Origin of the sequence: Actinotalea soli (assembly GCF_017565425.1) — a bacterium.
GTDB classification, from domain to species: domain Bacteria; phylum Actinomycetota; class Actinomycetes; order Actinomycetales; family Cellulomonadaceae; genus Actinotalea; species Actinotalea soli.
Genome location: NZ_JAGEMK010000005.1, coordinates 54,868 through 75,537, shown reverse-complemented (window position 1 = coordinate 75,537; position 20,670 = coordinate 54,868). Strand labels below are relative to the sequence as shown.

General features: G+C 73.1%; 19 protein-coding genes. 13 read left to right on the top strand and 6 right to left on the bottom strand.

What is annotated here, in order from left to right; all coding sequences use genetic code 11:
* Positions 1-23 precede the first annotated feature (23 nt).
* Complete coding sequence (locus J4G33_RS10800; protein WP_307793854.1) at positions 24-824, top strand: inositol monophosphatase family protein; 801 nt, start codon at positions 24-26, stop codon at positions 822-824.
* 13 nt (positions 825-837) lie between these two features.
* Here the strand turns inward: J4G33_RS10800 and J4G33_RS10795 are convergent, their stop codons facing one another.
* Positions 838-1,557, bottom strand: a complete 720-nt coding sequence (locus tag J4G33_RS10795; protein WP_208055982.1) for an exonuclease domain-containing protein — start codon at positions 1,555-1,557, stop codon at positions 838-840.
* A 146-nt stretch (positions 1,558-1,703) separates the two neighbouring features.
* Between J4G33_RS10795 and J4G33_RS10790 the strand changes: the two genes are divergently transcribed.
* From J4G33_RS10790 to ptsP, 10 genes are all read left to right on the top strand, one after another.
* Entirely contained in the window at positions 1,704-2,252 is a 549-nt protein-coding gene (locus tag J4G33_RS10790; protein ID WP_208055981.1) for a type 1 glutamine amidotransferase domain-containing protein, read from the top strand.
* A gap of 91 nt (positions 2,253-2,343) precedes the next feature.
* On the top strand, positions 2,344-3,468 hold the full coding sequence (locus J4G33_RS10785; protein ID WP_208055980.1) for a GuaB3 family IMP dehydrogenase-related protein: 1,125 nt from the start codon (positions 2,344-2,346) through the stop codon (positions 3,466-3,468).
* Between the two features lie 319 nt (positions 3,469-3,787).
* On the top strand, positions 3,788-4,549 hold the full coding sequence (locus J4G33_RS10780) for a DeoR/GlpR family DNA-binding transcription regulator (RefSeq protein WP_208055979.1): 762 nt from the start codon (positions 3,788-3,790) through the stop codon (positions 4,547-4,549).
* Positions 4,546-5,511, top strand: a complete 966-nt coding sequence (gene pfkB, locus J4G33_RS10775; protein WP_208055978.1) for a 1-phosphofructokinase — start codon at positions 4,546-4,548, stop codon at positions 5,509-5,511. The genes J4G33_RS10780 and pfkB overlap by 4 nt, the downstream gene beginning before the upstream one ends.
* A gap of 61 nt (positions 5,512-5,572) precedes the next feature.
* Entirely contained in the window at positions 5,573-6,787 is a 1,215-nt protein-coding gene (mtlA, locus tag J4G33_RS10770) for a mannitol-specific PTS transporter subunit IIC (protein ID WP_208055977.1), read from the top strand.
* Positions 6,788-6,848: 61 nt separating this feature from the next.
* Positions 6,849-7,157, top strand: coding sequence for a PTS sugar transporter subunit IIBC family protein (locus J4G33_RS10765; protein WP_208055976.1), 309 nt, complete (start codon positions 6,849-6,851; stop codon positions 7,155-7,157).
* Positions 7,150-7,632, top strand: coding sequence for a PTS mannitol transporter subunit IIA (locus J4G33_RS10760; RefSeq protein ID WP_208055975.1), 483 nt, complete (start codon positions 7,150-7,152; stop codon positions 7,630-7,632). The genes J4G33_RS10765 and J4G33_RS10760 overlap by 8 nt, the downstream gene beginning before the upstream one ends.
* Positions 7,629-8,669 carry a zinc-dependent dehydrogenase gene (locus J4G33_RS10755; RefSeq protein WP_208055974.1) on the top strand — a complete coding sequence of 347 codons (1,041 nt, stop codon included), beginning with the start codon at positions 7,629-7,631 and terminating at the stop codon, positions 8,667-8,669. Before J4G33_RS10760 ends, J4G33_RS10755 begins: the two co-directional genes overlap by 4 nt.
* Positions 8,670-8,795: 126 nt before the next feature.
* A complete protein-coding gene (locus J4G33_RS10750) occupies positions 8,796-9,074 on the top strand; it encodes an HPr family phosphocarrier protein (protein ID WP_208055973.1) in 279 nt (92 codons plus the stop codon).
* Positions 9,071-10,762 (top strand): phosphoenolpyruvate--protein phosphotransferase, encoded by a 1,692-nt coding sequence (ptsP, locus tag J4G33_RS10745; RefSeq protein WP_208055972.1) that lies wholly within the window; start codon positions 9,071-9,073, stop codon positions 10,760-10,762. Before J4G33_RS10750 ends, ptsP begins: the two co-directional genes overlap by 4 nt.
* Positions 10,763-10,824: 62 nt before the next feature.
* Here ptsP and J4G33_RS10740 read toward each other — a convergent pair whose 3' ends face one another.
* The 4 genes from J4G33_RS10740 to J4G33_RS10725 form a co-directional block, all read right to left on the bottom strand.
* Positions 10,825-12,495 carry a tetratricopeptide repeat-containing diguanylate cyclase gene (locus J4G33_RS10740; RefSeq protein ID WP_208055971.1) on the bottom strand — a complete coding sequence of 557 codons (1,671 nt, stop codon included), beginning with the start codon at positions 12,493-12,495 and terminating at the stop codon, positions 10,825-10,827.
* Positions 12,496-12,580: 85 nt separating this feature from the next.
* Entirely contained in the window at positions 12,581-13,774 is a 1,194-nt protein-coding gene (locus J4G33_RS10735) for an acetate/propionate family kinase (RefSeq protein ID WP_208055970.1), read from the bottom strand.
* A 66-nt stretch (positions 13,775-13,840) separates the two neighbouring features.
* Positions 13,841-15,910, bottom strand: a complete 2,070-nt coding sequence (gene pta, locus J4G33_RS10730) for a phosphate acetyltransferase (protein WP_208055969.1) — start codon at positions 15,908-15,910, stop codon at positions 13,841-13,843.
* A gap of 46 nt (positions 15,911-15,956) precedes the next feature.
* Positions 15,957-18,449: a phosphoketolase family protein gene (locus J4G33_RS10725; protein ID WP_208055968.1), complete on the bottom strand. Its 2,493-nt coding sequence runs from the start codon at positions 18,447-18,449 to the stop codon at positions 15,957-15,959.
* 243 nt (positions 18,450-18,692) lie between these two features.
* Here J4G33_RS10725 and J4G33_RS10720 point away from each other — a divergent pair, with 243 nt between their 5' ends.
* Positions 18,693-19,610 carry an SURF1 family protein gene (locus J4G33_RS10720; RefSeq protein WP_208055967.1) on the top strand — a complete coding sequence of 306 codons (918 nt, stop codon included), beginning with the start codon at positions 18,693-18,695 and terminating at the stop codon, positions 19,608-19,610.
* A complete protein-coding gene (locus tag J4G33_RS10715; RefSeq protein ID WP_208055966.1) occupies positions 19,579-20,193 on the top strand; it encodes a GNAT family N-acetyltransferase in 615 nt (204 codons plus the stop codon). Before J4G33_RS10720 ends, J4G33_RS10715 begins: the two co-directional genes overlap by 32 nt.
* Before the next feature lie 35 nt (positions 20,194-20,228).
* On the opposite strand, the gene arfB is transcribed toward J4G33_RS10715, so the two are convergent.
* Entirely contained in the window at positions 20,229-20,669 is a 441-nt protein-coding gene (arfB, locus tag J4G33_RS10710) for an alternative ribosome rescue aminoacyl-tRNA hydrolase ArfB (RefSeq protein ID WP_208055965.1), read from the bottom strand.
* Position 20,670: the final 1 nt, after the last annotated feature.

The window sequence follows — 20,670 nt, the reverse complement described above, 5'->3', positions numbered from 1 at the left end:
GGGCGCGCGTTCCGGGACCGGAGGTGGACGTCGACGCGGTGACCGCCCTGGTCGAGCACGTGGCTGCGACGGTGGTCTCGCCGCGGTTCCGCGAGCTCACCGCCGGGGAGGTGTCCGAGAAGTCCCCGGGTGACCTGGTGACCGTCGTGGACACCGCCGCCGAAGCGGCTCTGACCGCCGGGCTGGCCGAGATCCTTCCGGGGGTGCCGGTCGTCGGGGAGGAGGCGACCTCGGCCGACCTCGGACGTCTGGCCCTGCTCGGGGAGCCGCGGGTCCTCGTGGTGGACCCGCTCGACGGCACCCAGGCCTTCGTCGAGGGCTCGCCCGACCATGCGGTCATGGTGGGCCTGGTCGAGCACGGCGAGGCGGTGGCCGGCTGGATCTGCCTGCCGCAGCACGGGCAGACCTTCGTGGCGCAGCGGGGTGCTGGGGCGTGGTGCAACGGCGAGCGTCTGACCCGGTCGGTCACGCCCTCGGGCGGACCGCTGCGCGTCGGGATCGCCGGCTACCTGCCCGATGAGGTCCGCGCGGCGGTGGACGCCAGGTTCGGTGGGCTCGAGGAGGGCTTCGTCACGAGCGGCCGCCTGTGGTCGGGGTACGAGTACTCCCGCCTCGCTCTGGGCGAGCGGGACGCCCTGGTGTACTGGCGCACCTGGCCCTGGGACCACGTGCCGGGGGCGGTGCTGGTCCGTGAGGTCGGTGGGGTGAGCCGTCGGCTCGACGCCGCCGACTACCGGCCGGGACATCCCGAGGACGGCCTGATCGCCGCTGCCGACCCCGAGGTCTACGACCGGGTGCGCCGGCCTCTCTGCCTGGACCGCTGAGGAGCCCCGCTGCTCACACCAGGGCGGGTTCCTGGAGCCGCACCGGCCAGGTGAGCTCAGCCCCTGGGCCGGTCAGCCCCTGGCGTGACCGCCACGCGTTGAACCCCTCGGCCCAGTCGCGGTGGGCCTGGATCTGGCGGTCGTGGAGGGTGTCCAGGGTGGTCTCGGCGACCTCGGGGTAGCGACGCGCGATCGCCGCGAGGACGTCGAGGGTGGCCAGGACGTCGACGTCGGCCGTGTGGAGGTCCGCGGTGCTCTGCACCCCGTAGAACGCGCACAGGTCCCCGAGCTTGCGCTTGCCGCGGCGGAACCGGTCCAGGCTCCGGTCCAGGACCAACGGGTCGACCACGACGCGGACCTCGCGCTCGATGCGCTCGGGCACGGTGGCCAGGCCGTACCGCCTGAGCTCGGCGTCGAGCAGGGACAGGTCGAAGGAGGCGTTGTAGGCGACCACGGGCTCCCCCCTCATCAGGGCCCGGCTCAGCGTGGTCGCGATCTCCTCGAGGGCTCCGGCCGGGGCGTGGCCGAAGCGACGGGCGTGCTCGGTGGTGATGCCATGGATGGCCGCGGCCCCCTCGGGGATCTCGACCCCCGGGTCGATCAGCCACGAGGTGACCGAGGTCTCGTCGCCGTCGCGCCGCACCACCGCGGCGGTGACGATCCGGTCCTGACCGACGTCGACGCCGGTCGTCTCGGTGTCGAACCCGACCACCGGACCCTCGATCCATGCCATGACGACCTCCCTGACGACTGCGCAGCAGCCTGCCAGTCGGCACCGACACCGTCGTCGGGCCACGCCGGGGCACCGCCCGAGATGCGGGGCGTGGCCTGCTGGCGCAGGCTCGGAGACGGAAGTACCCGACAGAGGAGGAGAGCGTGATGAGCCACCTGGACGGCAGGACCGTGGTCTTCGTGACCGCCATGCGCGGCATCGAGGAACCTGAGCTGGTCGAGCCCTGGAAGGCCGTCCTGGAGCACGGCGGCACGCCGCTGCTGGTGGCCCCCGAGGCCGGTGAGGTCAAGGCGGTGGTCGGGGATCTCGATCCGGCGGGGACCTACCCGGTGGACAGGGTGCTGGGCGAGGTCGGTGCCGAGGACCTCGACCTGCTCGTGCTGCCCGGCGGGACGGTCAACGCCGACAGCCTGCGCCTCGAGAAGGAGGCCGTGGCCCTCGTGCGCGCGGTCGCCGAGGCCGGCAAGCCGATCGCCGCCGTCTGCCACGGTCCCTGGGCCCTCGTCGAGGCCGACCTCCTGGCGGGCAAGACGCTGACCTCGTACCCGAGCCTGCAGACCGACATCCGCAACGCGGGCGGAACGTGGCAGGACGCCGAGGTCGTCGTGTGCCACGAGCGCTTCCCGCTCGTGACCTCGCGGACCCCTGACGACCTGCCCGCCTTCGTCCGCGAGGCCCTCGGCACGCTGGGGTAGCGGCGTCCGGGTCCCGGGCCCGCGCCCGGGACCCGTCCGCCGGGCCGCGCCCGGCGTCCTGGGGTGGCCGGTCGCCGGTAGCCTGGTCCGCGTGAGCAACGAGATCGAGATCGGACGCGGCAAGCGCGGCCGCCGGGCCTACTCCTTCGACGACGTCGCCGTGGTGCCCTCGCGCCGCACACGGGACCCGGAGGAGGTCTCGGTCGGCTGGCAGATCGACGCCTACCACTTCGACCTGCCGGTCGTCGCGGCCCCGATGGACTCGGTGATGAGCCCCGAGACCGCGGTCGCCCTGGGCAGGCACGGCGGGCTCGGGGTGCTCGACCTCGAGGGTCTGTGGACCCGGTACGAGGACCCGACGGCCCTGCTGGCCGAGATCGCCGAGCTGTCCCCCGAGCAGGCGACCGCCCGGATGCAGGAGATCTACTCCGCGCCGATCATCCCCGAGCTGATCACCCAGCGTCTGCAGGAGGTGCGGCGCAGCGGCGTGACCGTCGCCGGTGCCCTGTCGCCCCAGCGCACCCAGCAGTACTGGAAGCACGTGGTCGACGCCGGGGTCGACCTCTTCGTCATCCGCGGCACGACGGTCTCGGCCGAGCACGTCTCGGGCCGCTCCGAGCCGCTCAACCTCAAGCGGTTCATCTACGAGCTCGACGTGCCCGTGATCGTCGGCGGCGCAGCGACCTACACCGCCGCTCTGCACCTCATGCGTACCGGCGCGGCCGGGGTGCTGGTGGGCTTCGGCGGCGGGGCCGCGCACACCACCCGCGTGTCGTTGGGCATCCACGCCCCCCTCGCGACCGCGGTGGCCGACGTCGCCGCTGCGCGACGCGACTACCTCGACGAGTCGGGTGGCCGCTACGTCCACGTGATCGCCGACGGCGGGGTGGGCCGCTCCGGGGACCTGGTCAAGGCCGTGGCCTGCGGGGCCGACGCGGTGATGCTCGGCGCCGCCCTGGCGCGGGCGGCCGAGGCCCCCGGGCAGGGGTGGCACTGGGGCCCCGAGGCCCATCACCCCGAGCTGCCCCGGGGGGAGCGGGTCGAGGTCGGCACCGCGGGCACCCTCGAGCAGATCCTCTTCGGTCCCGGTCAGCAGGCCGACGGCACGCTCAACCTCGTGGGTGCGCTGCGGCGGGCCATGGCGACCACGGGCTACTCCGACCTCAAGGAGTTCCAGCGGGTCGAGGTCGTCGTCTCGCCCTACCAGCCGCACTGACCGCACCCACCCGCACGACAGGACCCCGCGAGCCCTCTGGGCCGCGGGGTCCTGTCGTCTGCGTCGGCGTCCGGAGTGCGGTGCGACCGTGGCCCTGCCGCACGGAGGCCGTGGCCGTGCGGCCGGCGCCTCGGCGGTCCGCCCGCCCGGGACCAAGGGCCCGATCGCGACCGGGTCGGGCGCCAGAGCGCGAGACCGCAGCGGCCTTTGCGGTCCGATGTCCGTTCTCAGGGTTGACACCGGACACAAACGGAACTAAACAAAGGGGTATCAACATCCGCGCGGGTCATCGATGACCGGCTGAGATCGGGGAGCAGGCGTGTACGCGACGGAGCGTCAGCAGCAGATCATCAGCACCGCCCGTGCCGATGGCCGGGTCGAGGTCAAGGACCTCGCCGAGACCCTCGACGTCACCCCCGAGACGGTCCGACGGGATCTGACGGTGCTCGAGCGACGAGGGTTGCTCCGCAGGGTGCACGGCGGTGCGATCCCGGTCGAGCGGCTCGGCATCGAGCCCGCCGTGGCGGACCGTGAAGGCCGCATGGCCGGCCAGAAGGAGCGGATCGCCAAGGCCGCCCTCGACGAGGTTCCCGAGGGTGGGTCGATCATCCTGGATGCCGGCACGACGACGGTCCGGCTCGCCGAGCTGCTGCCCACCGAGCGCGAGCTCACGGTGGTCACTCACGCCCTCCCCGTGGCGATGGTGCTCGCGACCAGGCCCAACATCACCCTGCACCTGCTGGGTGGGACGGTGCGTGGACGTACGCTCGCCGCGGTCGGAGCGTGGGCCGAGCGGTGCATGGCCGACGTCTACGCCGACGTCGCGTTCCTCGGGACCAACGGCCTCACGGTCGAACGGGGCCTGACCACGCCGGACCTCGCCGAGGCCGGCGTCAAGCGGGCACTCGTCGGCGCCGCCCAGCGCAGCATCGTCCTGGCCGACCACACCAAGGTCGGCCGAGCCGACTTCGCCCAGGTCGCCCCGCTCGCCGCGATCGACACGGTGATCTCCGACAGCGACCTCGACGCCGAGCTCGCCGACGAGATCGAGGCCGCCGGGCCGACGGTGGTGCGGGCATGATCATCACCGTCACCCTCAACCCGAGCCTCGACCGCACCGTCGAGGTCGACGACCTCGTGCGGGGAGAGGTGCTCCGTGCCCGTGGGGTGCACCTGCACCCCGGCGGCAAGGGGGTCAACGTCACCCGTGCCCTGCTGGCCAACGGCGTCGCGAGCCGCGCCGTCCTGCCGGTCGCGGGCGCCGAGGGCGACCAGCTCGTGGGGCTGCTCGTGGCCGAGGCCGTCGACGTCGCCACGGTGCCCGTGGCGGGGCGGACCCGCTCCAACGTCACGATCGCCGAGGCGGACGGCACGGTCACGAAGCTCAACGAGCCCGGCCCCGCGCTGGACACCGCGGACCTCGACCGGCTCCTCGACGGGGCCCTGGCGGCCGTCGAGCCGCACGGCTGGGTGGTCCTGTGCGGAAGCCTGCCACCCGGGGTGGCGACCGACCACTACGCGGCCATGACGCGGCGGGCCCACCAGGCCGGCGCCCGCGTGGCCCTCGACACCAGCGGTCCGGCTCTCGTCGAGGCTCTCGCGGCCGGACCGGACCTGATCAAGCCGAACGCCGAGGAGCTCGCCGAGGCCGCCGGGATGACCCTCGCCTCGCGAGCCGACGTCGTCGAGGCCGCGCAACGGCTCCGTCAGCTCGGAGCGGCACGAGTCCTGGTGAGCCTCGGCGGCGACGGCGCCCTCCTGGTGGCCGACGAGGGCGTCGTCGCGGGGGAGTCCCACGTGGCCGCGCCGCGCAGCACCGTCGGCGCCGGGGATGCCTTCCTCGCCGGCTTCCTCGCTGCCGAGGCCACCGGTGCCCCTGCCCGCGCAGCCCTCGCCCAGGCCCTGGCCTGGGGGGCGGCCGCGGTGACCCTGCCCGGCAGCCAGATGCCCGGCCCGCACGACATCGATCACGGAGCGGTACGCCTGCTCCCTGACGTCCTCAGCGACGAGCGGCTCGCCGAGCCCCTCGCCGCGACGGGGTGACCCCGCCCCGCAGCACCGCACCATCCCCGCAGGTTCGACTGGCGACGAAGGAGTTCCAGAGATGAGCGAGTACACACCCACGGTCACCGGGACGGGGGCCAAGGCGACCGTCCAACGCTTCGGTGGCTACCTGGCCGGCATGGTGATGCCCAACATCGGCGCGTTCATCGCGTGGGGCCTCATCACGGCCATCTTCATCGAGGTCGGCTGGTTCCCGGTCGCGCAGATCGGCGGGTTCGGCGAGAACGCCGACGGCGAGGCGTGGACCGGCCTCGTCGGCCCGATGATCACCTACCTGCTCCCGCTGCTGATCGGCTTCACCGGGGGCCGCATGGTGCACGGGAACCGCGGCGGGGTGGTCGGTGCGATCGCCACCGTCGGCGTGATCGTGGGCACCGGCTCGCCCATGTTCCTCGGCGCGATGGCCATGGGGCCGCTCGCCGCCTGGATCATCAAGAAGATCGACGAGGCCGTGCAGCACCGCACCAAGGCCGGCTTCGAGATGCTCGTGGACAACTTCACCGCCGGCATCGTCGGTGCGGCCATGGCCATCGCGGGCCTGCTCGCCATCGGCCCGATCGTCGACACGATCATGGGCTGGGCCGAGGGTGCCGTGGGCTTCCTGGTCGACAACAGCCTGTTGCCGCTGGCGGCGCTCATCATCGAGCCCGGCAAGGTGCTCTTCCTCAACAACGCGATCAACCACGGGGTTCTCACCCCCCTCGGCGCCGCGCAGTCCGAGGATGCCGGCAAGTCGATCCTGTTCATGCTCGAGACGAACCCCGGTCCTGGCCTGGGCATCCTGCTCGCGTTCATGTTCTTCGGGCCGCGCCTGCTGCGTCCCTCGACCCCGGCGGCCGTCGTCATCCACTTCTTCGGCGGCATCCACGAGATCTACTTCCCCTACATCCTGATGAAGCCCCAGCTCATCGCCGCGGCCATCCTCGGCGGGGCGGCCGGGATCCTCACCAACATCATGACCGGTGCCGGTCTCGTGGCCTCTCCGGCACCGGGCTCGATCATCGCTTACATGGCCGTCACTCCACGAGGCGGTCACCTCGCGGTGCTGCTGGGCATCGCCGTGGCCGCTGTCGTCAGCTTCGTCGTCGCGGCCGTGCTGCTGGGCTTCGGTCGCAAGGAGCCCAAGGAGGACGAGGACGGGACGCCGTCGAGCTCGGAGGACCTCGACGCCGCCCGCGCCCAGGTGGCCGACCGCAAGGCTGCCTCCAAGGCCGGGGTCGCGACCTCAGAGAGCGCCCCGCCGGCCACTGCCTGACCTGCGGGCATCTCGCCCGCAGGACCGTCAGCACGATCCACACCTCACCGAGGAGGACCCCATGACCACCATCGACGGCAGTGCGGTACGCAAGCTGGTCGTCGCCTGCGACGCCGGGATGGGCAGCAGCGTCATGCTGGCCAGCACGGTTCGCAAGCAGCTCGCCAAGAACGGGGTGACCGTCGAGCACACCTCGGTCCAGGAGATCCCGGGGGACGCCGACGTCGTGCTGACCCACGCCGGGCTCGCCGACCGCGCCCGGGGGGTCGCCGGCAGCACGCCGGTGGTGCCGTTCAACCTCTTCCTCGGCGACCCCGCGGTGACCAAGGTGGTCACCGCGATCCAGAAGGGTCAGACGATCGATGTCTGACGTCGACCCGGCCGCCCTGCTCGCGCCAGGCGCGATCCGCCTGGCCGAGCAGGCGGCCGACAAGACCGAGGCCATCCGGCTGTGCGGGCAGGCGTTGGTGGACTGCGGGGCCGTCGAGGCCTCGTACGTGCCGGCCATGCTCGAGCGCGAGGAGTCGGTCTCGACCTACATCGGTGAGGGCGTGGCGATCCCGCACGCGACCCTCGCCGGCAAGGAGGCCGTCCTGCGGGACGCCCTGTGCTTCGTGCGCTTCCCAGCCGGGGTGGACTGGGACGGGGCACAGGTCACCGTCTGCATCGGGATCGCTGCCCAGGGCGACGGTCACGTCGAGATCCTTGCCGAGCTGGCGCAGATCCTGCTCGACCCCGAGCGCGCCGAGGCCCTGCGGGCTGCGGAGTCCGTCGAGACGGTGCTCGCCATGCTCACCCCTGCTCCGGAGGACACCCCGGAGCCCACCCGAGAAGGAGAACGATGAGAGTCGCACGCTTCCACGCCCCCGGTGACGTCCGTCTGGAGGAGGCTCCCGAGCCGTCGGCCGGTCCCCGGGAGGTCAAGATCCGCGTCCGTGCCTGCTCCACCTGCGGCACCGACGTCAAGATCTCCCGGTTCGGGCACCACCACATCCACCCCCCACGGGTCATGGGTCACGAGATCGCCGGGGAGGTCGTCGAGACCGGTGGTGAGGTCAGCGGCTGGGCGGTCGGGGACCGCGTGCAGGTCATCGCCGCCATCCCGTGCGGGGAGTGCGCCTTCTGCGCCAAGGACCAGATGAACATCTGCCCGAACCAGGTCTCGATGGGGTACCACTTCGACGGCGGCTTCGCCGAGTACATGGTCGTCCCGGAGAACGTGCTCAAGGTCGACGGGCTCAACCGGATCCCCGAGGGGCTGAGCTTCGCCGAGGCGAGCGTCGCCGAGCCGCTGGCCTGCGCGCTCAACGCCCAGGAGCTCGTCCGGATCAACCCGGGAGACGACGTCGTCGTCGTCGGGTCGGGGCCGATCGGCTGCCTGCACGTCCGCCTGGCGCGGTCCTTCGGTGCTGCGCGCGTCTTCCTGGTCGAGCTGAGCCGTGAGCGGCTGGACATGGCCGCCGACCTGGTCAACCCCGACGCGGCGATCTGCAGCGAGGACGAGGACGCGCTCGCGCGGATCCTCGAGCTGACCGACGGACGCGGCGTGGACGTCGCGATCACCGCGGCGGCCTCGGGCGCGGCGCAGGAGCAGGCCCTGCCGATGCTCGCCCGCGGTGGCCGGATCAGCTTCTTCGGCGGGCTGCCCAAGGACAACCCGACGATCACCCTCGACTCGAACCTCGTGCACTACAGCGAGCTCACGATCGTGGGTGCCAACGGCTCGAGCCCCGAGCACAACAAGCGGGCGCTCCAGCTGATCGCCGACGGCAAGGTCCCGGTCAAGGACCTGATCACGCACCTGCTGCCCCTCGACCAGGTGCTCGAGGGCATCGGGATCGTGCAGCGGGGCGAGGCCATCAAGGTCACGATCGAGCCCTGAGGTGCAGGCAGGGACGTCGGGCCGAGGGCCCGACGTCCCCGGACGGTTGGGTGTTGGATAGGTGCGACGGGTCGACGACGATCGGCACCACGACGAACGAGCCACCGCGGTGGCGGAGGAGTGGGCATGGCACAGCGAACAGTGGTCGTGGCGTCCGGGGTCGGTCTGCACGCGCGTCCGGCGAAGCTCTTCACGCAGGCGGCCGCGGCCACCGGCCTGGGGGTCACGATCGCGAAGGGCGACGGCCCCCCCGTCGACGCGGCGAGCATCCTGCGGGTGATGGCCCTCGGGGTCAAGCACGGTGAGGAGGTCACGATCAGCGCCGAGGGCGACGGGGCCGACGAGGCCCTGGACGGCCTGGCCGAGCTGCTCGCGACCGACCTCGACGCGGTGAAGCCCGCATGACCGCCGTGGCCTCGCAGGTCCTGCACGGCTCGGGGGTCGGGCGCGGCGCCGTCGTCGGACCCGTCGCGCGTGCGCACCCGGCCCCGCGGGTCCAGCAGGACCAGCCCGGGCCCGAGGACCGCGAGGCCGCCAAGCGCGCCGTGACCGAGGCCTTCGCCGCCGTCGCGGCGTCCCTCGAGCAGCGCGCCGAGCAGGCCGGCGGCACCATCGGCGAGGTCCTCGGGGCCACGGCCCTGATGGCCCAGGACCCCGAGCTCGTCGACCAGACGCGCACGAGGATCGACGCGGGGGCGGCCGCCGCCGTCGCGGTCGACCGCGCCACGGCCGAGTTCATGGACCTCTTCGCCGCGGCGGGCGGGTACCTCGCCGAGCGGGTCACCGACCTGCGCAGCGTGCGCGACCGCGTCGTCGCGCGCCTGGAGGGCCTGCCTGAGCCGGGCGTCCCCGCTCTCGCGCGTCCCTCCGTGGTCGTCGCCGAGGACCTCTCCCCGGCGGACACCGCCGCCCTCGAGCTCGACAAGGTCCTCGGCATCGTCATCGAGCAGGGCGGCCCCACCGGGCACACCGCGATCATCGCCGGTCAGCTGGGCATCCCGTGCGTCGTGCGGGTGCGCGGCGCCGCCGCGCTGCAGGACGGCACCGAGGTCGCGGTCGACGCCGCGGCCGGCACCGTGCTCGTCGATCCCGACGAGACGGTCCGCGCGAACGTCGAGACGCGCCGGGTGGCGCTGGCGACCCTCGCCGAGGCCAGCGGACCCGGACAGACCGCCGACGGCCACGAGGTCGCGCTGCTCGCCAACATCGGCACCGCGGAGGACGCCGAGCGGCTGACCGACGCCGCCGTGCAGGGGGTCGGCCTGTTCCGTACCGAGGTGCTCTTCCTCGGTCGGACGACGGCACCCACCGAGGACGAGCAGGCCGTGGTCTACACGCGCGTGCTCCGGGCCCTGGCCGGACGCAAGGTCGTCATCCGCACCCTCGACGCCGGGGCAGACAAGCCTCTGGCCTTCGTCACGCGGCAGGGGGAGGAGAACCCGGCCCTCGGCGTCCGCGGCTTCCGACTGGTGCGGACCGCCGAGGACCTCCTGCGCACCCAGCTCGCTGCGATCGGCCGCGCGGCCCGCGAGACGGGCGAGCAGCCCTGGGTCATGGCGCCGATGGTCGCGACGGTCGAGGAGGCCGCCCAGTTCGCCGCGATCGCCCGCGAGTCCGGCGTCGCGACCGTCGGGGTCATGGTCGAGGTGCCCTCGGCGGCGCTCCGGGCCCGCGACGTGCTCGCCGAGGTGGACTTCGTCTCCCTGGGCACCAACGACCTCGCCCAGTACGCGATGGCCACCGATCGCCTGCTGGGGGAGCTCGTCGACCTGCTCGACCCCTGGCAGCCTGCGGTGCTGGACCTCGTGGCCCTCACCGCCCAGGCCGGCGCCGAGCTCGGCAAGCCTGCCGGCGTGTGCGGCGAGTCCGCGGCGGACCCGGTGATGGCCCTCGTGCTGACCGGGCTCGGGGTGACCAGCCTGTCGATGTCCCCCGCGGCAGTCCCCGCGGCCCGCTTCGCGCTGGCCCGGCACACCCGCGCTCGTTGCGTCGAGATCGCCGAGGCAGCGCGGGACGGGCGCACCGCAGCCGAGGCGAGGGCTGCCGCGCTGGCCCTGGTCGACCCTGAGGTCCGCGAGGTGCTCGCCCTCTGACGGCACCCCGGGGGTGACGGTGCTCGCGGTGGTGACGGGCGGGCCAGACCTCGGGCCAGGGTTCAGCCCACGCCGTCGGTCCGGACGAGGTTGCGACCCGCCTGCTTGGCCTCGTAGAGCAGCCCGTCCGCCCGGTCCAGGAGGGTGGCGACGCTCTCGCCCGGGCGCCGCGTCGCCGCGCCGATGCTGATCGTGACGGTGATGCCGGGGGCGATCGACCCCCAGTCGAACCCCTCGACCGCGCCGCGGATGCGCTCGCAGACCGCGCGCACCTCGGTGGACCCCTCGGCGAGGATGACGGCGATCTCCTCGCCACCCACCCGGGCGACCTGGTCGGTGCCCCGGACGGCGCCCCCTGCCAGGAGCGCGACCTCGCGCAGCACCCGGTCGCCGATCGCGTGGGACCAGCTGTCGTTGACCACCTTGAAGTTGTCGAGGTCCCCGACCAGGACGGTCACGGCCTCGCCGTCGTGGTGGGTGCGGGCGGCGAGGGCGGCGTCGAAGCCGCGCCGGTTGAGCAGCCCGGTCAGGGAGTCGTGGGTCGCGTCGTAGGCCAGCTCGCGGTTGGCGACCTCGAGCTGGGCCGCGCGGAGCCGCTCGACCTCGGCCTCGACCCGGGAGCGCTCGACGTCCAGCTGGGCGTTGATGACGCGGGCACGACGCTCGGCCGCGTCCTGCCGCTGCTGGAGGGTCGCGGTGAGAAGCTGCCGGTGCGCCGCGAGGGCGTCCGCGTAGGCCCCCCGCTCCTCGTGGATGGCGACGAGCTCGGTGAGCAGCTCGACCCGCTCGAAGCTGCGCAGCACGCCGTCGCTGATCTCGAGGCCGCGCTCGATCTCCTCGGTCGCCGCGCGCAGGTCCCCCCGGGTGCGGTGCAGCCGGCCCCGGGTCGAGGCGAGGCGCAGGAGGAAGTGCGTCGTGTCCACCAGGGAGGTCAGGGCCTCGGCCTCGTCCAGGACCACCTGGGCGGCCTCGACCTCCTCGCAGGCCAGGTGCGCGCGAGCCTGCCGGATGAGGCACTCGCCGAGCAGTCGGTTGTTGTCCGCGAGCGCCCGGGCATGCGCCACGGCCCTGCGAGCCGTCCGCAGGGCGTGGGTGGCCAGGCCCGCGGACGCGACCGGGTCCGTCTCCGCCAGGGCCTCGCTGGCCGTGGTGTCGAGGGAGGCCAGGTGGGTCAGGCTGGCGCACCGGCCGTGGTCGTTGCCCAGCTCGTCGAAGAGCGTGAAGGCCTCGGTCAGCAGCTCACGGGCACGGTCGGGGAAGAGGCCCATCTCCTCGAAGGTCACCCCGAGGTTGTTCAGCGCGGCCGCGATGCCGAAGGTGTCACCGAGCTCGCGTCGCAGCGCGAGGGACTGCTCGAGCAGCTCGATCGCGCTCGCGTTGTCCCCGAAGCCGCTGTGCGCCGCGCCCAGGCCCCCCCGGATCCGTGCCTGCCAGTGCCGGTCGCCGAGCTCCTCGGCCAGGGCGAGGGCGCGTTCCATGGCGGCGAGGGCGGCGTGGTCGTGGGAGAGGAGGTGCCGGGAGAAGCCCAGGAAGTACTGGATCTTCATCTCCGAGAGGGGGTCCCCGACGGCCTGGGCGCGCTCGACGGCCTGCTCGCCGATCTCGACGCAGGCGGTCGGGTGCGAGTTCGACCGAGCCTCGACCAGGGCCACGAGCGCAGGCAGGTCGAGGTCGAGCACCTCCACCCCGGACCCCGGGGGCACGGCGCCCGGGGACCGCTCGGCGTGGCTCATACCCCGATCATCGGCAGGAACCGAGCCGATGTGAAGACCTCGCGCGGGGAGCTGTCGGACGCGCTGAGGTCGCTCCGGCGCAGGGTCACCCCACCAGGGCGACGGCCTGCTGCGCGATCTCGAGCTCCTCGTTGGTGGGGACCACCAGGACGGTCACCTCGGCCCCGTCGGGGGAGATGACGGTCTCGGTCTTCTTGCGCCCCGCGTTGCGCTCCGGGTCGACCACGATGCCGAGCCGCTCCAGGCCGGCGAGGGCCAGCTCGCGGACGATGTCGTCGTTCTCGCCGACACCCGCGGTGAAGACGACGGCGTCCACGTGGCCGAGCTGGGCGTAGTACGCACCCACGTAGTGCTTGAGGCGGTGGCAGTAGACGTCGAGGGCGAGACGCGCATCGGCGTCCCCCGCCGCGACGGCGTCGTGCACGTCGCGCATGTCGTTGACCCCGGCCATGCCGATCATGCCCGAGCGGCGGTTGAGCAGCGTGTCGATCTCGTCGGTGCTCATGCCCGCGACGCGCTGCAGGTGGAAGATCACGGCGGGGTCGACATCCCCCGAGCGGGTGCCCATGACCAGGCCCTCGAGGGGGGTGAGGCCCATCGAGGTCTCGACCGACTCCCCACCGCGCACCGCGGTGATCGACGCGCCGTTGCCCAGGTGCGCGACGATGAGGTTGACCTCGTCGGTCGCCTTGCCCAGCAGCTCCGCGGTACGCCGCGAGACGTAGGCGTGGGAGGTGCCGTGGAAGCCGTAGCGCCGGATGCCGTGCTCGCGGGCGACGTCGCGGTCGATCGCGTAGGTGCGCGCGGCCGCGGGCAGGGTGTGGTGGAAGGCGGTGTCGAAGACGGCGACGTGCGGCAGCTCGGGGAAGGCGTGCCGGGCGGCGCGGATCCCGGCCAGGTTGGGCGGGTTGTGCAGCGGGGCCAGGGGCGAGAGCTCCTCGATCGCGGCCTCGACCGCGTCGTCGACCAGGACGGGCTCGGTGAAGCGGTCCCCACCCTGCACCACGCGGTGCCCGACGGCCACCAGGCCGACCTCGGTGAGCGAGGGCCCGACCTCGGCGAAGAGGTCCAGCACGGCACGGACCCCGGCGTCGTGGTCGGGGACGGGCTGGGTGCGGTCCGTCCTGCCGGACGGGCCGTCGTGGCGCAGCGTGCCGTCGCCCCCCTCGCCGATGCGCTCGACCAGGCCCCCGGCCACGGACTCCCCGGTGCCGACGTCGACCAGCTGGTACTTGATCGAGGACGACCCCGAGTTGACGACCAGGACGTGCTCGCTCACTGCGTGCTCCTTGCTGCTGCGGGTGGTGCGGGGAGGTGGGACGAGGTTACCGACTGGGCCGGCGGGTCAGGAGGCGTCGCTCAGGCCCTGGGCCTGGATCGCCGTGATCGCGACGGTGTTCACGATGTCGCCGACCAGAGCCCCGCGAGAGAGGTCGTTCACGGGCTTGCGCAGGCCCTGCAGGACGGGGCCGATCGCGACGGCCCCGGCCGAGCGCTGGACGGCCTTGTAGGTGTTGTTGCCGGTGTTGAGGTCCGGGAAGATGAACACGGTCGCGCGGCCGGCCACGGTGGAGTCGGGCATCTTGGTCTTGGCCACCGAGGCGTCGACGGCGGCGTCGTACTGGATGGGCCCCTCGACGTCGAGGTCCGGGCGTCGCTCGCGCACCAGGGCGGTCGCGGCGCGGACCTTCTCGACGTCCGGGCCGGTGCCGGACTCTCCGGTGGAGTACGAGAGCATCGCGATCCGGGGCTCGATGCCGAACTGGGCGGCGGTCGCCGCGGAGGAGATCGCGATGTCGGCGAGCTGCTCGGCCGTCGGGTCGGGGTTCACCGCCGCGTCGCCGTAGACCAGGACGCGGTCCTCGAGGCACATGAGGAAGACGCTCGAGACCACCGAGACGTCGGGCATCGTCTTGATGATCTCGAAGGCCGGCTTGATCGTGTGGGCCGTCGTGTGGACGGCCCCCGAGACCATCCCGTCGGCCAGGCCGAGCTGGACCATGAGGGTGCCGAAGTAGGAGACCGAGCCCACGATCTCCCGGGCCCGGTCGACGGTCATGCCCTTGTGCTTGCGCAGCTCGGTGTACTCGTGGGCGAACCGGTCGTGGAGCTCGCCGTCGCGCGGGTCGATCACGGTGGCGGCGGTGATGTCCAGGCCGAGCTCGGTCGCGCGGGCCCGGATCGAGCCCTCGGAGCCGAGGATGGTCAGGTCGGCGACCTCACGCTGCAGCAGGGTGCTCGCCGCCCGCAGGATGCGGTCGTCGTTCCCCTCGGGCAGCACGATGTGCTGGCGGTCGGCGCGGGCCCGGTCGAGCAGGGTGTACTCGAACATGAGGGGGGTCACGACCGTCGGGCGGCTCACGTCCAGGCTCGCCAGCAGGGTGGGCGCGTCCACGTGCTTCTCGAACAGGGCCAGGGCAGTGTCGACCTTGCGCTGGGAGTCGGCGGTGAGGCGCCCTCGGGTCGCGGCCGCCGCGCTCGCGGTCCGGAAGGTCCCCAGGTCGGTCCGGATGATCGGCAGACGCTGGCCCAGGCCGTTGACCAGGCGGGCGACCACCGTGGGCGGGTAGAAGCCGCCGTTGAGGATGATGCCGGCCAGGGAGGGGAAGCCGTCGGCCGCGTGGGCCGTGAGCAGGCCCAGGAGGATGTCTGAGCGGTCCCCGGGGGTCATGATCACCGCACCGTCGGTGAGCTTCTCGAGGAGGTGCTCGATGGACATCGCGCCCACCAGCAGGTCGAGGGCCTCGCGGGAGAGGAGCTCCTCGTCCCCGGCGGCCAGCGTCCCGCCGACGGCCTCCATGAGGGCCCCGACGGTGGGGGCGCTGAGCAGCTGGTCCTCGGGCAGCGCCCAGGCGGGCAGCTCGGTGCCCAGGGCCTTGCGGACCTGGACGAGCCCCTCGGGGGCGCAGCGGTTGGCGACCACGCCGACCACCTGGGCGTGGTGGGTGCGCAGCTCGCCGACGCAGACGTCGACGACCTGGCGGATCTCCTCGGGGCGCCGCTCGGCCCCTCGGACCACCAGCAGGACGGGGGCGCCGAGGTTGACCGCGATCCGGGCGTTGTAGGCCAGCTCGGTGGGCCCGGCCACGTCGGTGTAGTCGGTGCCGACGATGACGACGACGTCGCAGCGCCGCTCGACCTCGTGGTACCGGGACACGATCTTCGACAGCGCGGCCTCGGGGTCGGCGTGCAGGTCCTCGTAGGTCACCCCGACGCACTCGTCGTAGTCCAGCTCCACACCGTCGTGGGCGAGCAGCAGCTCGAGCACGTAGTCGGGCTGGTCGGTCGAGCGGGCCACGGGCCGGAACACCCCGACCCGCTGGACGCTGCGGGTCAGGAGGTCCAGGACGCCGAGGGCGACGGTCGACTTGCCGGTGTCGCCCTCGGCCGAGGTGATGTAGATGCTGCGTGCCACGTGCTGTCCAGTCGTCGTGCGGTCGCGGGGCTGGGACGTGGACGGCCTACTCGTTGTCCCCGCCGGTCGCGGCGTGCGCGGAGATCTGGTCGCGGGCCGGTCCACCGTCCGCAGCCCCAGTCTCCCCTACGTCGGGCCACACCCAGTCCCGCACCTCGGGGATGTCCTCGCCGTGCTGGCGGGTGTAGTCCCGGGCCCGCAGCCGTGCGTCGACCATCTGCTGTCGCAGCCCGGCCGCGCGGGTGCCCAGGCCGGGGACCCGGTCGATCACGTCGATCACCAGGTGGAACCGGTCGAGGTCGTTGAGCATGACCATGTCGAAGGGCGTGGTGGTCGTGCCCTCCTCCTTGTAGCCGCGCACGTGGATGTTGCTGTGCCCGGCCCGGCGGTAGGTCAGCCGGTGGATGAGCCACGGGTAGCCGTGGTACGCGAAGATCACCGGCTTGTCCCGCGTGAACAGGGTGTCGAAGTCGCGGTCGGACAGGCCGTGCGGGTGCTCGCGCTCGTCCTGCAGCCGCATCAGGTCCACGACGTTGACCACGCGGACCTTGAGGTCCGGGAGGTTCTGGCGCAGCAGGTCCGCGGCCGCCAGGGTCTCCAGGGTGGGCACGTCCCCCGCGCAGCCCAGCACGACGTCGGGGGAGTCCCCGCGCTCCTCGGTCCCGGCCCACTCCCAGATGCCGAGGCCGCGGGCGCAGTGCGCGATCGCGTCGTCCATCGACAGGAAGGTGGGGGCCGGCTGCTTCCCCGCCACGACGACGTTGATGTAGTCGCGGCTGCGCAGCACGTGGTCGTAGGTCGACAGGAGGGTGTTGGCGTCCGGCGGCAGGTACACCCGGACGATCTCGGCCTTCTTGTTGACCACGTGGTCGATGAAGCCGGGGTCCTGGTGGGAGAAGCCGTTGTGGTCCTGGCGCCACACGTGCGAGGTCAGCAGGTAGTTGAGCGAGGCCAGCGGCTGGCGCCAGGGGATCTCCTGGGTCACCTTGAGCCACTTGGCGTGCTGGTTCACCATCGAGTCGATGATGTGGATGAAGGCCTCGTAGCAGCTGAAGACGCCGTGGCGCCCGGTCAGCAGGTAGCCCTCGAGCCAGCCCTGGCACTGGTGCTCCGAGAGCATCTCCATGACGCGGCCCGCGCGGGCGAGGTTGTCGTCGGCGGGCAGGATCTCGGCGGCCCAGGCCTTGTCGGTCACGTCGAAGACGGCCTGCAGGCGGTTGGAGGCCGTCTCGTCGGGCCCGAAGAGACGGAAGTTCTCGGGGTTGGCCTCGACCACGGCGGAGAGCCACTGCCCGAGCACCTTGGTCGCCTCGGCGATCGTGGCCCCGGGGGAGGCGGTCTCGACCGCGAAGTCGCGGAAGTCGGGCAGGCGCAGGTCGCGCAGCAGCTGCCCCCCGTTGGCGTGCGGGGTCGCGCTCATCCGCAGCTCGCCCGCCGGGGCCAGGGACGCGACCTCTGCGACGAGGGCACCGGTCGCGTCGAAGAGCTCCTCGGGCCGGTAGGACCGCAGCCAGCCGTCGAGGACCTGCAGGTGGGCGTCGGTGTCCCGGGCGCTCGCGAGCGGCACCTGGTGCGAACGCCACGAGTCCTCGACCTGCTTGCCGTCGATCACCGGGGGGCAGGTCCAGCCCTTCGGGGTGCGCAGGATGATCATGGGCCAGCGGGGTCGCTCGGTGAGCGTCCCCGCGCGGGCGGAGGCCTTGATCTCGGCGATCTGGTTGAGGGCCTGGTCGAGCACCTCGGCCATCCGCTGGTGGACCGTCGTCGGGTCCTCGCCGTCGAACCCGCCCGAGACCACGTACGGCGTGTGGCCGTAGCCCCGCATGAGCTCGAGGAGCTCGGACTCGGGGATGCGGGCCAGGACCGTCGGGTTGGCGATCTTGTAACCGTTGAGGTGCAGGATCGGCAGGACGACCCCGTCGGCCACCGGGTCGACGAACTTGTTCGAGTGCCAGCTCGTCGCGAGGGGGCCGGTCTCGGCCTCGCCGTCGCCCACGACGGCCGCGACGAGCAGGTCGGGGTTGTCGAAGGCCGCACCGTAGGCGTGGGAGAGCGCGTACCCGAGCTCGCCGCCCTCGTGGATCGAGCCCGGGGTCTCGGGGGCCACGTGGCTCGGGATCCCGCCGGGGAAGGAGAACTGGCGGAAGAGCTTGCGCATGCCCTCGGTGTCGGTGGTGATGTCCGTGTAGACCTCGGAGTACGTGCCCTCGAGGTAGGCGTTGGCCACCAGCCCCGGACCGCCGTGCCCCGGCCCCGTGACGTACAGGGCCGACTGGCTGCGCTCCTGGATCACCCGGTTGAGGTGGGCGTAGAGGAAGTTGAGGCCCGGGGTGGTGCCCCAGTGACCGAGCAGGCGCGGCTTGACGTGGTCGCGGTGCAGCGGCTCGGCGAGCAAGGGGTTGTCGAGCAGGTAGATCTGCCCGACCGAGAGGTAGTTGGCCGCACGCCACCAGGCGTCGACGCGGGCGAGGGTCCCGTCGTCGAGCGGTTCCACCTCACGGGTGATCCAGCTCGAGGGACGGTCGAGGGTCGAGGTCATGCGTGCCTCCTGGTGCCGGGCAGCGGGGACACCGCTGCGCTCTGCGCGACGCTCTGCTCTGCTGCTTGTGCCAGGACCAGCCTGCACCACCGGCAGTCCCAGACATGGGACGTTTGGGCCGCACGGACCTGCCCCGTGGGTGCCATGGCACCACAGGACGGCCGCGGGCGCAGCAGGTGCCGACGAGAACACCGCGTGAACCGCGAGGGCCGGGGCGCGGGACGCTCCGGGTACCGTGGACAGGTGGACTCCCCGGTGCAGCCCGTCGCGCCGCCCTACCTGCGCACCGCGCTCTCGTCGCGGATGCTCGTGCTGCTGGTCCTCCTGATCGGCGCCGCCGTGGTGTGCGTGCGGCTGGGCGTGTGGCAGCTCGACCGCGCGGAGGTCCGCGGGGAGGGCTCGGCCGAGGAGCTGGCCGCCGAGCAGGCGGCGGCCCCGCCGACCCGGCTGGCCGAGCTGATCGACCCCGGCGCCGGCTTCCGCGGCGAGCTCATCGGGACCAAGGCCGAGGTCAGCGGCACCTTCGAGGACCACGAGCTGCTCGTCGCAGGACGCTCGGTCGACGGGCGGACCGGGTACCTCCTCCTCACCCCCTTCCGGGTGACGGGGGGCGAGGGCCCGGAGCCGGTGCTGCCGGTGGTGCGGGGTTGGGTCGCCGAGCCGCACGAGGCCGCGGCGTTCCCGGCCCCGACGGGCGAGCTCGAGGTGGTCGGCTACCTCCAGGCGGGGGAGTCCCGGGGGGAGACCGGCCTGCCGGCGGGCCAGATCGACGCGGTGTCCCCCGCTGAGCTCGTCAACCTCTGGTCGGGGCCCATCTACTCGGGGTACCTGGTGCTCGCCGAGACCGATCCGCCGACCGACGCGGTGCCGGTCCTGCTGCCCCCGCCGACGATCAGCGGTGGAGGGCTCGACCTGCAGAACCTGGCGTATGCCGTGCAGTGGTGGATCTTCGGCGGTTTTGCCCTCGTGCTGTGGCTGCGGGTGGTGCGCGACCGTGCCCGTGACGCGGTCCAGCCCGACGAGCCCGACGAGCCCGACGGTCCGGACGAGCCCGAGGGTCCCGACCAGCCCGGGGGTCCCGACCAGCGCGGGGCGGACCCTGACGACCAGCCGGCCCGACGGGAGCACCATGGCGAGCATCAGGCCGTACCGGCCGGCTGACCGCGCCGCGGTCTACGCGGTGTGCGTCCGGACCGCGGAGGACGGCGGCGACGCGCGAGGCCTGTTCAGCAGCGACGACCTCATGCCCGACGTCTACGCGGGGCCCTACCTCGAGCTCGAGCCCGGTCTCGCCTTCGTCGTCGAGGAGGACGGCACCGGTGCCGTGGTCGGCTACGTGCTCGGCACCGCGGACACCGCGCGGTGGGCCGTCGAGCACCGCCGTCGCTGGCTGCCGCAGGTCGCGCCGCGGTACCCGCTGCCGACGGTGCTCCGCACCCGCGAGGACCGCCTCGTCGACACCCTCCACCACCCCGAGCGCACGGTGCACGCCGAGCTCGGGGCCTACCCGGCCCACCTGCACGTCGACCTGCTGCCGAGCCACCAGGGGCGCGGGCTCGGACGGGGCCTCGTGGCGACCTTCCTCGGCGCCGTGCGCGAGGGCGGGGCGACCGGGTTCCACCTGGGGGTCTCGCCCACCAACACCGCGGCCCAGGCCTTCTACCGGCGGCTGGGGCTGCGACGGCTCGAGGTCGGGGACCCGCAGGCGCTGGTCCTCGGCGGGCCCACCGACCTCCTGGCGTAGCCGGGCAGACCGGCTGCACGTCCTCGGAGGGTCGGCTACTCGCCCCCGGACCGGGGTGGACGACGGCGCAGGGCCTTGACGTCCCGCCGCTGCCGCTCGGCTGCGCTGCGCCGGGCGCGGGAGGAGCGGCTCGGGCGGGTGGCCCGGCGTGGCTGGTCCGGGGGACGCAGGGCGTCGTCGAGGAGGGCGGTGAGGCGGGCGAGGGCGGCCTCGCGGTTGCGCAGCTGGGAGCGGTGCTCGACCGCGACGACCGTGACCACCCCCTCGACGGCCCGGGCCCCGAGCCGCGTGAGGAGCCGGTCGCGCTGCTGCTCGTCGAGGGCGGGGCTGGCCCCGGCGTCCCAGCTCAGCTCGACCCGCGAGTCGGTGGTGTTGACCCCCTGCCCGCCGGGCCCGCTCGCCCGCGAGAACCGCCAGCGGAGCTCGCGGGCGTCGACGACGAGACCGCCGCGCAGGTGGAGCGGACCGAGGGCCATC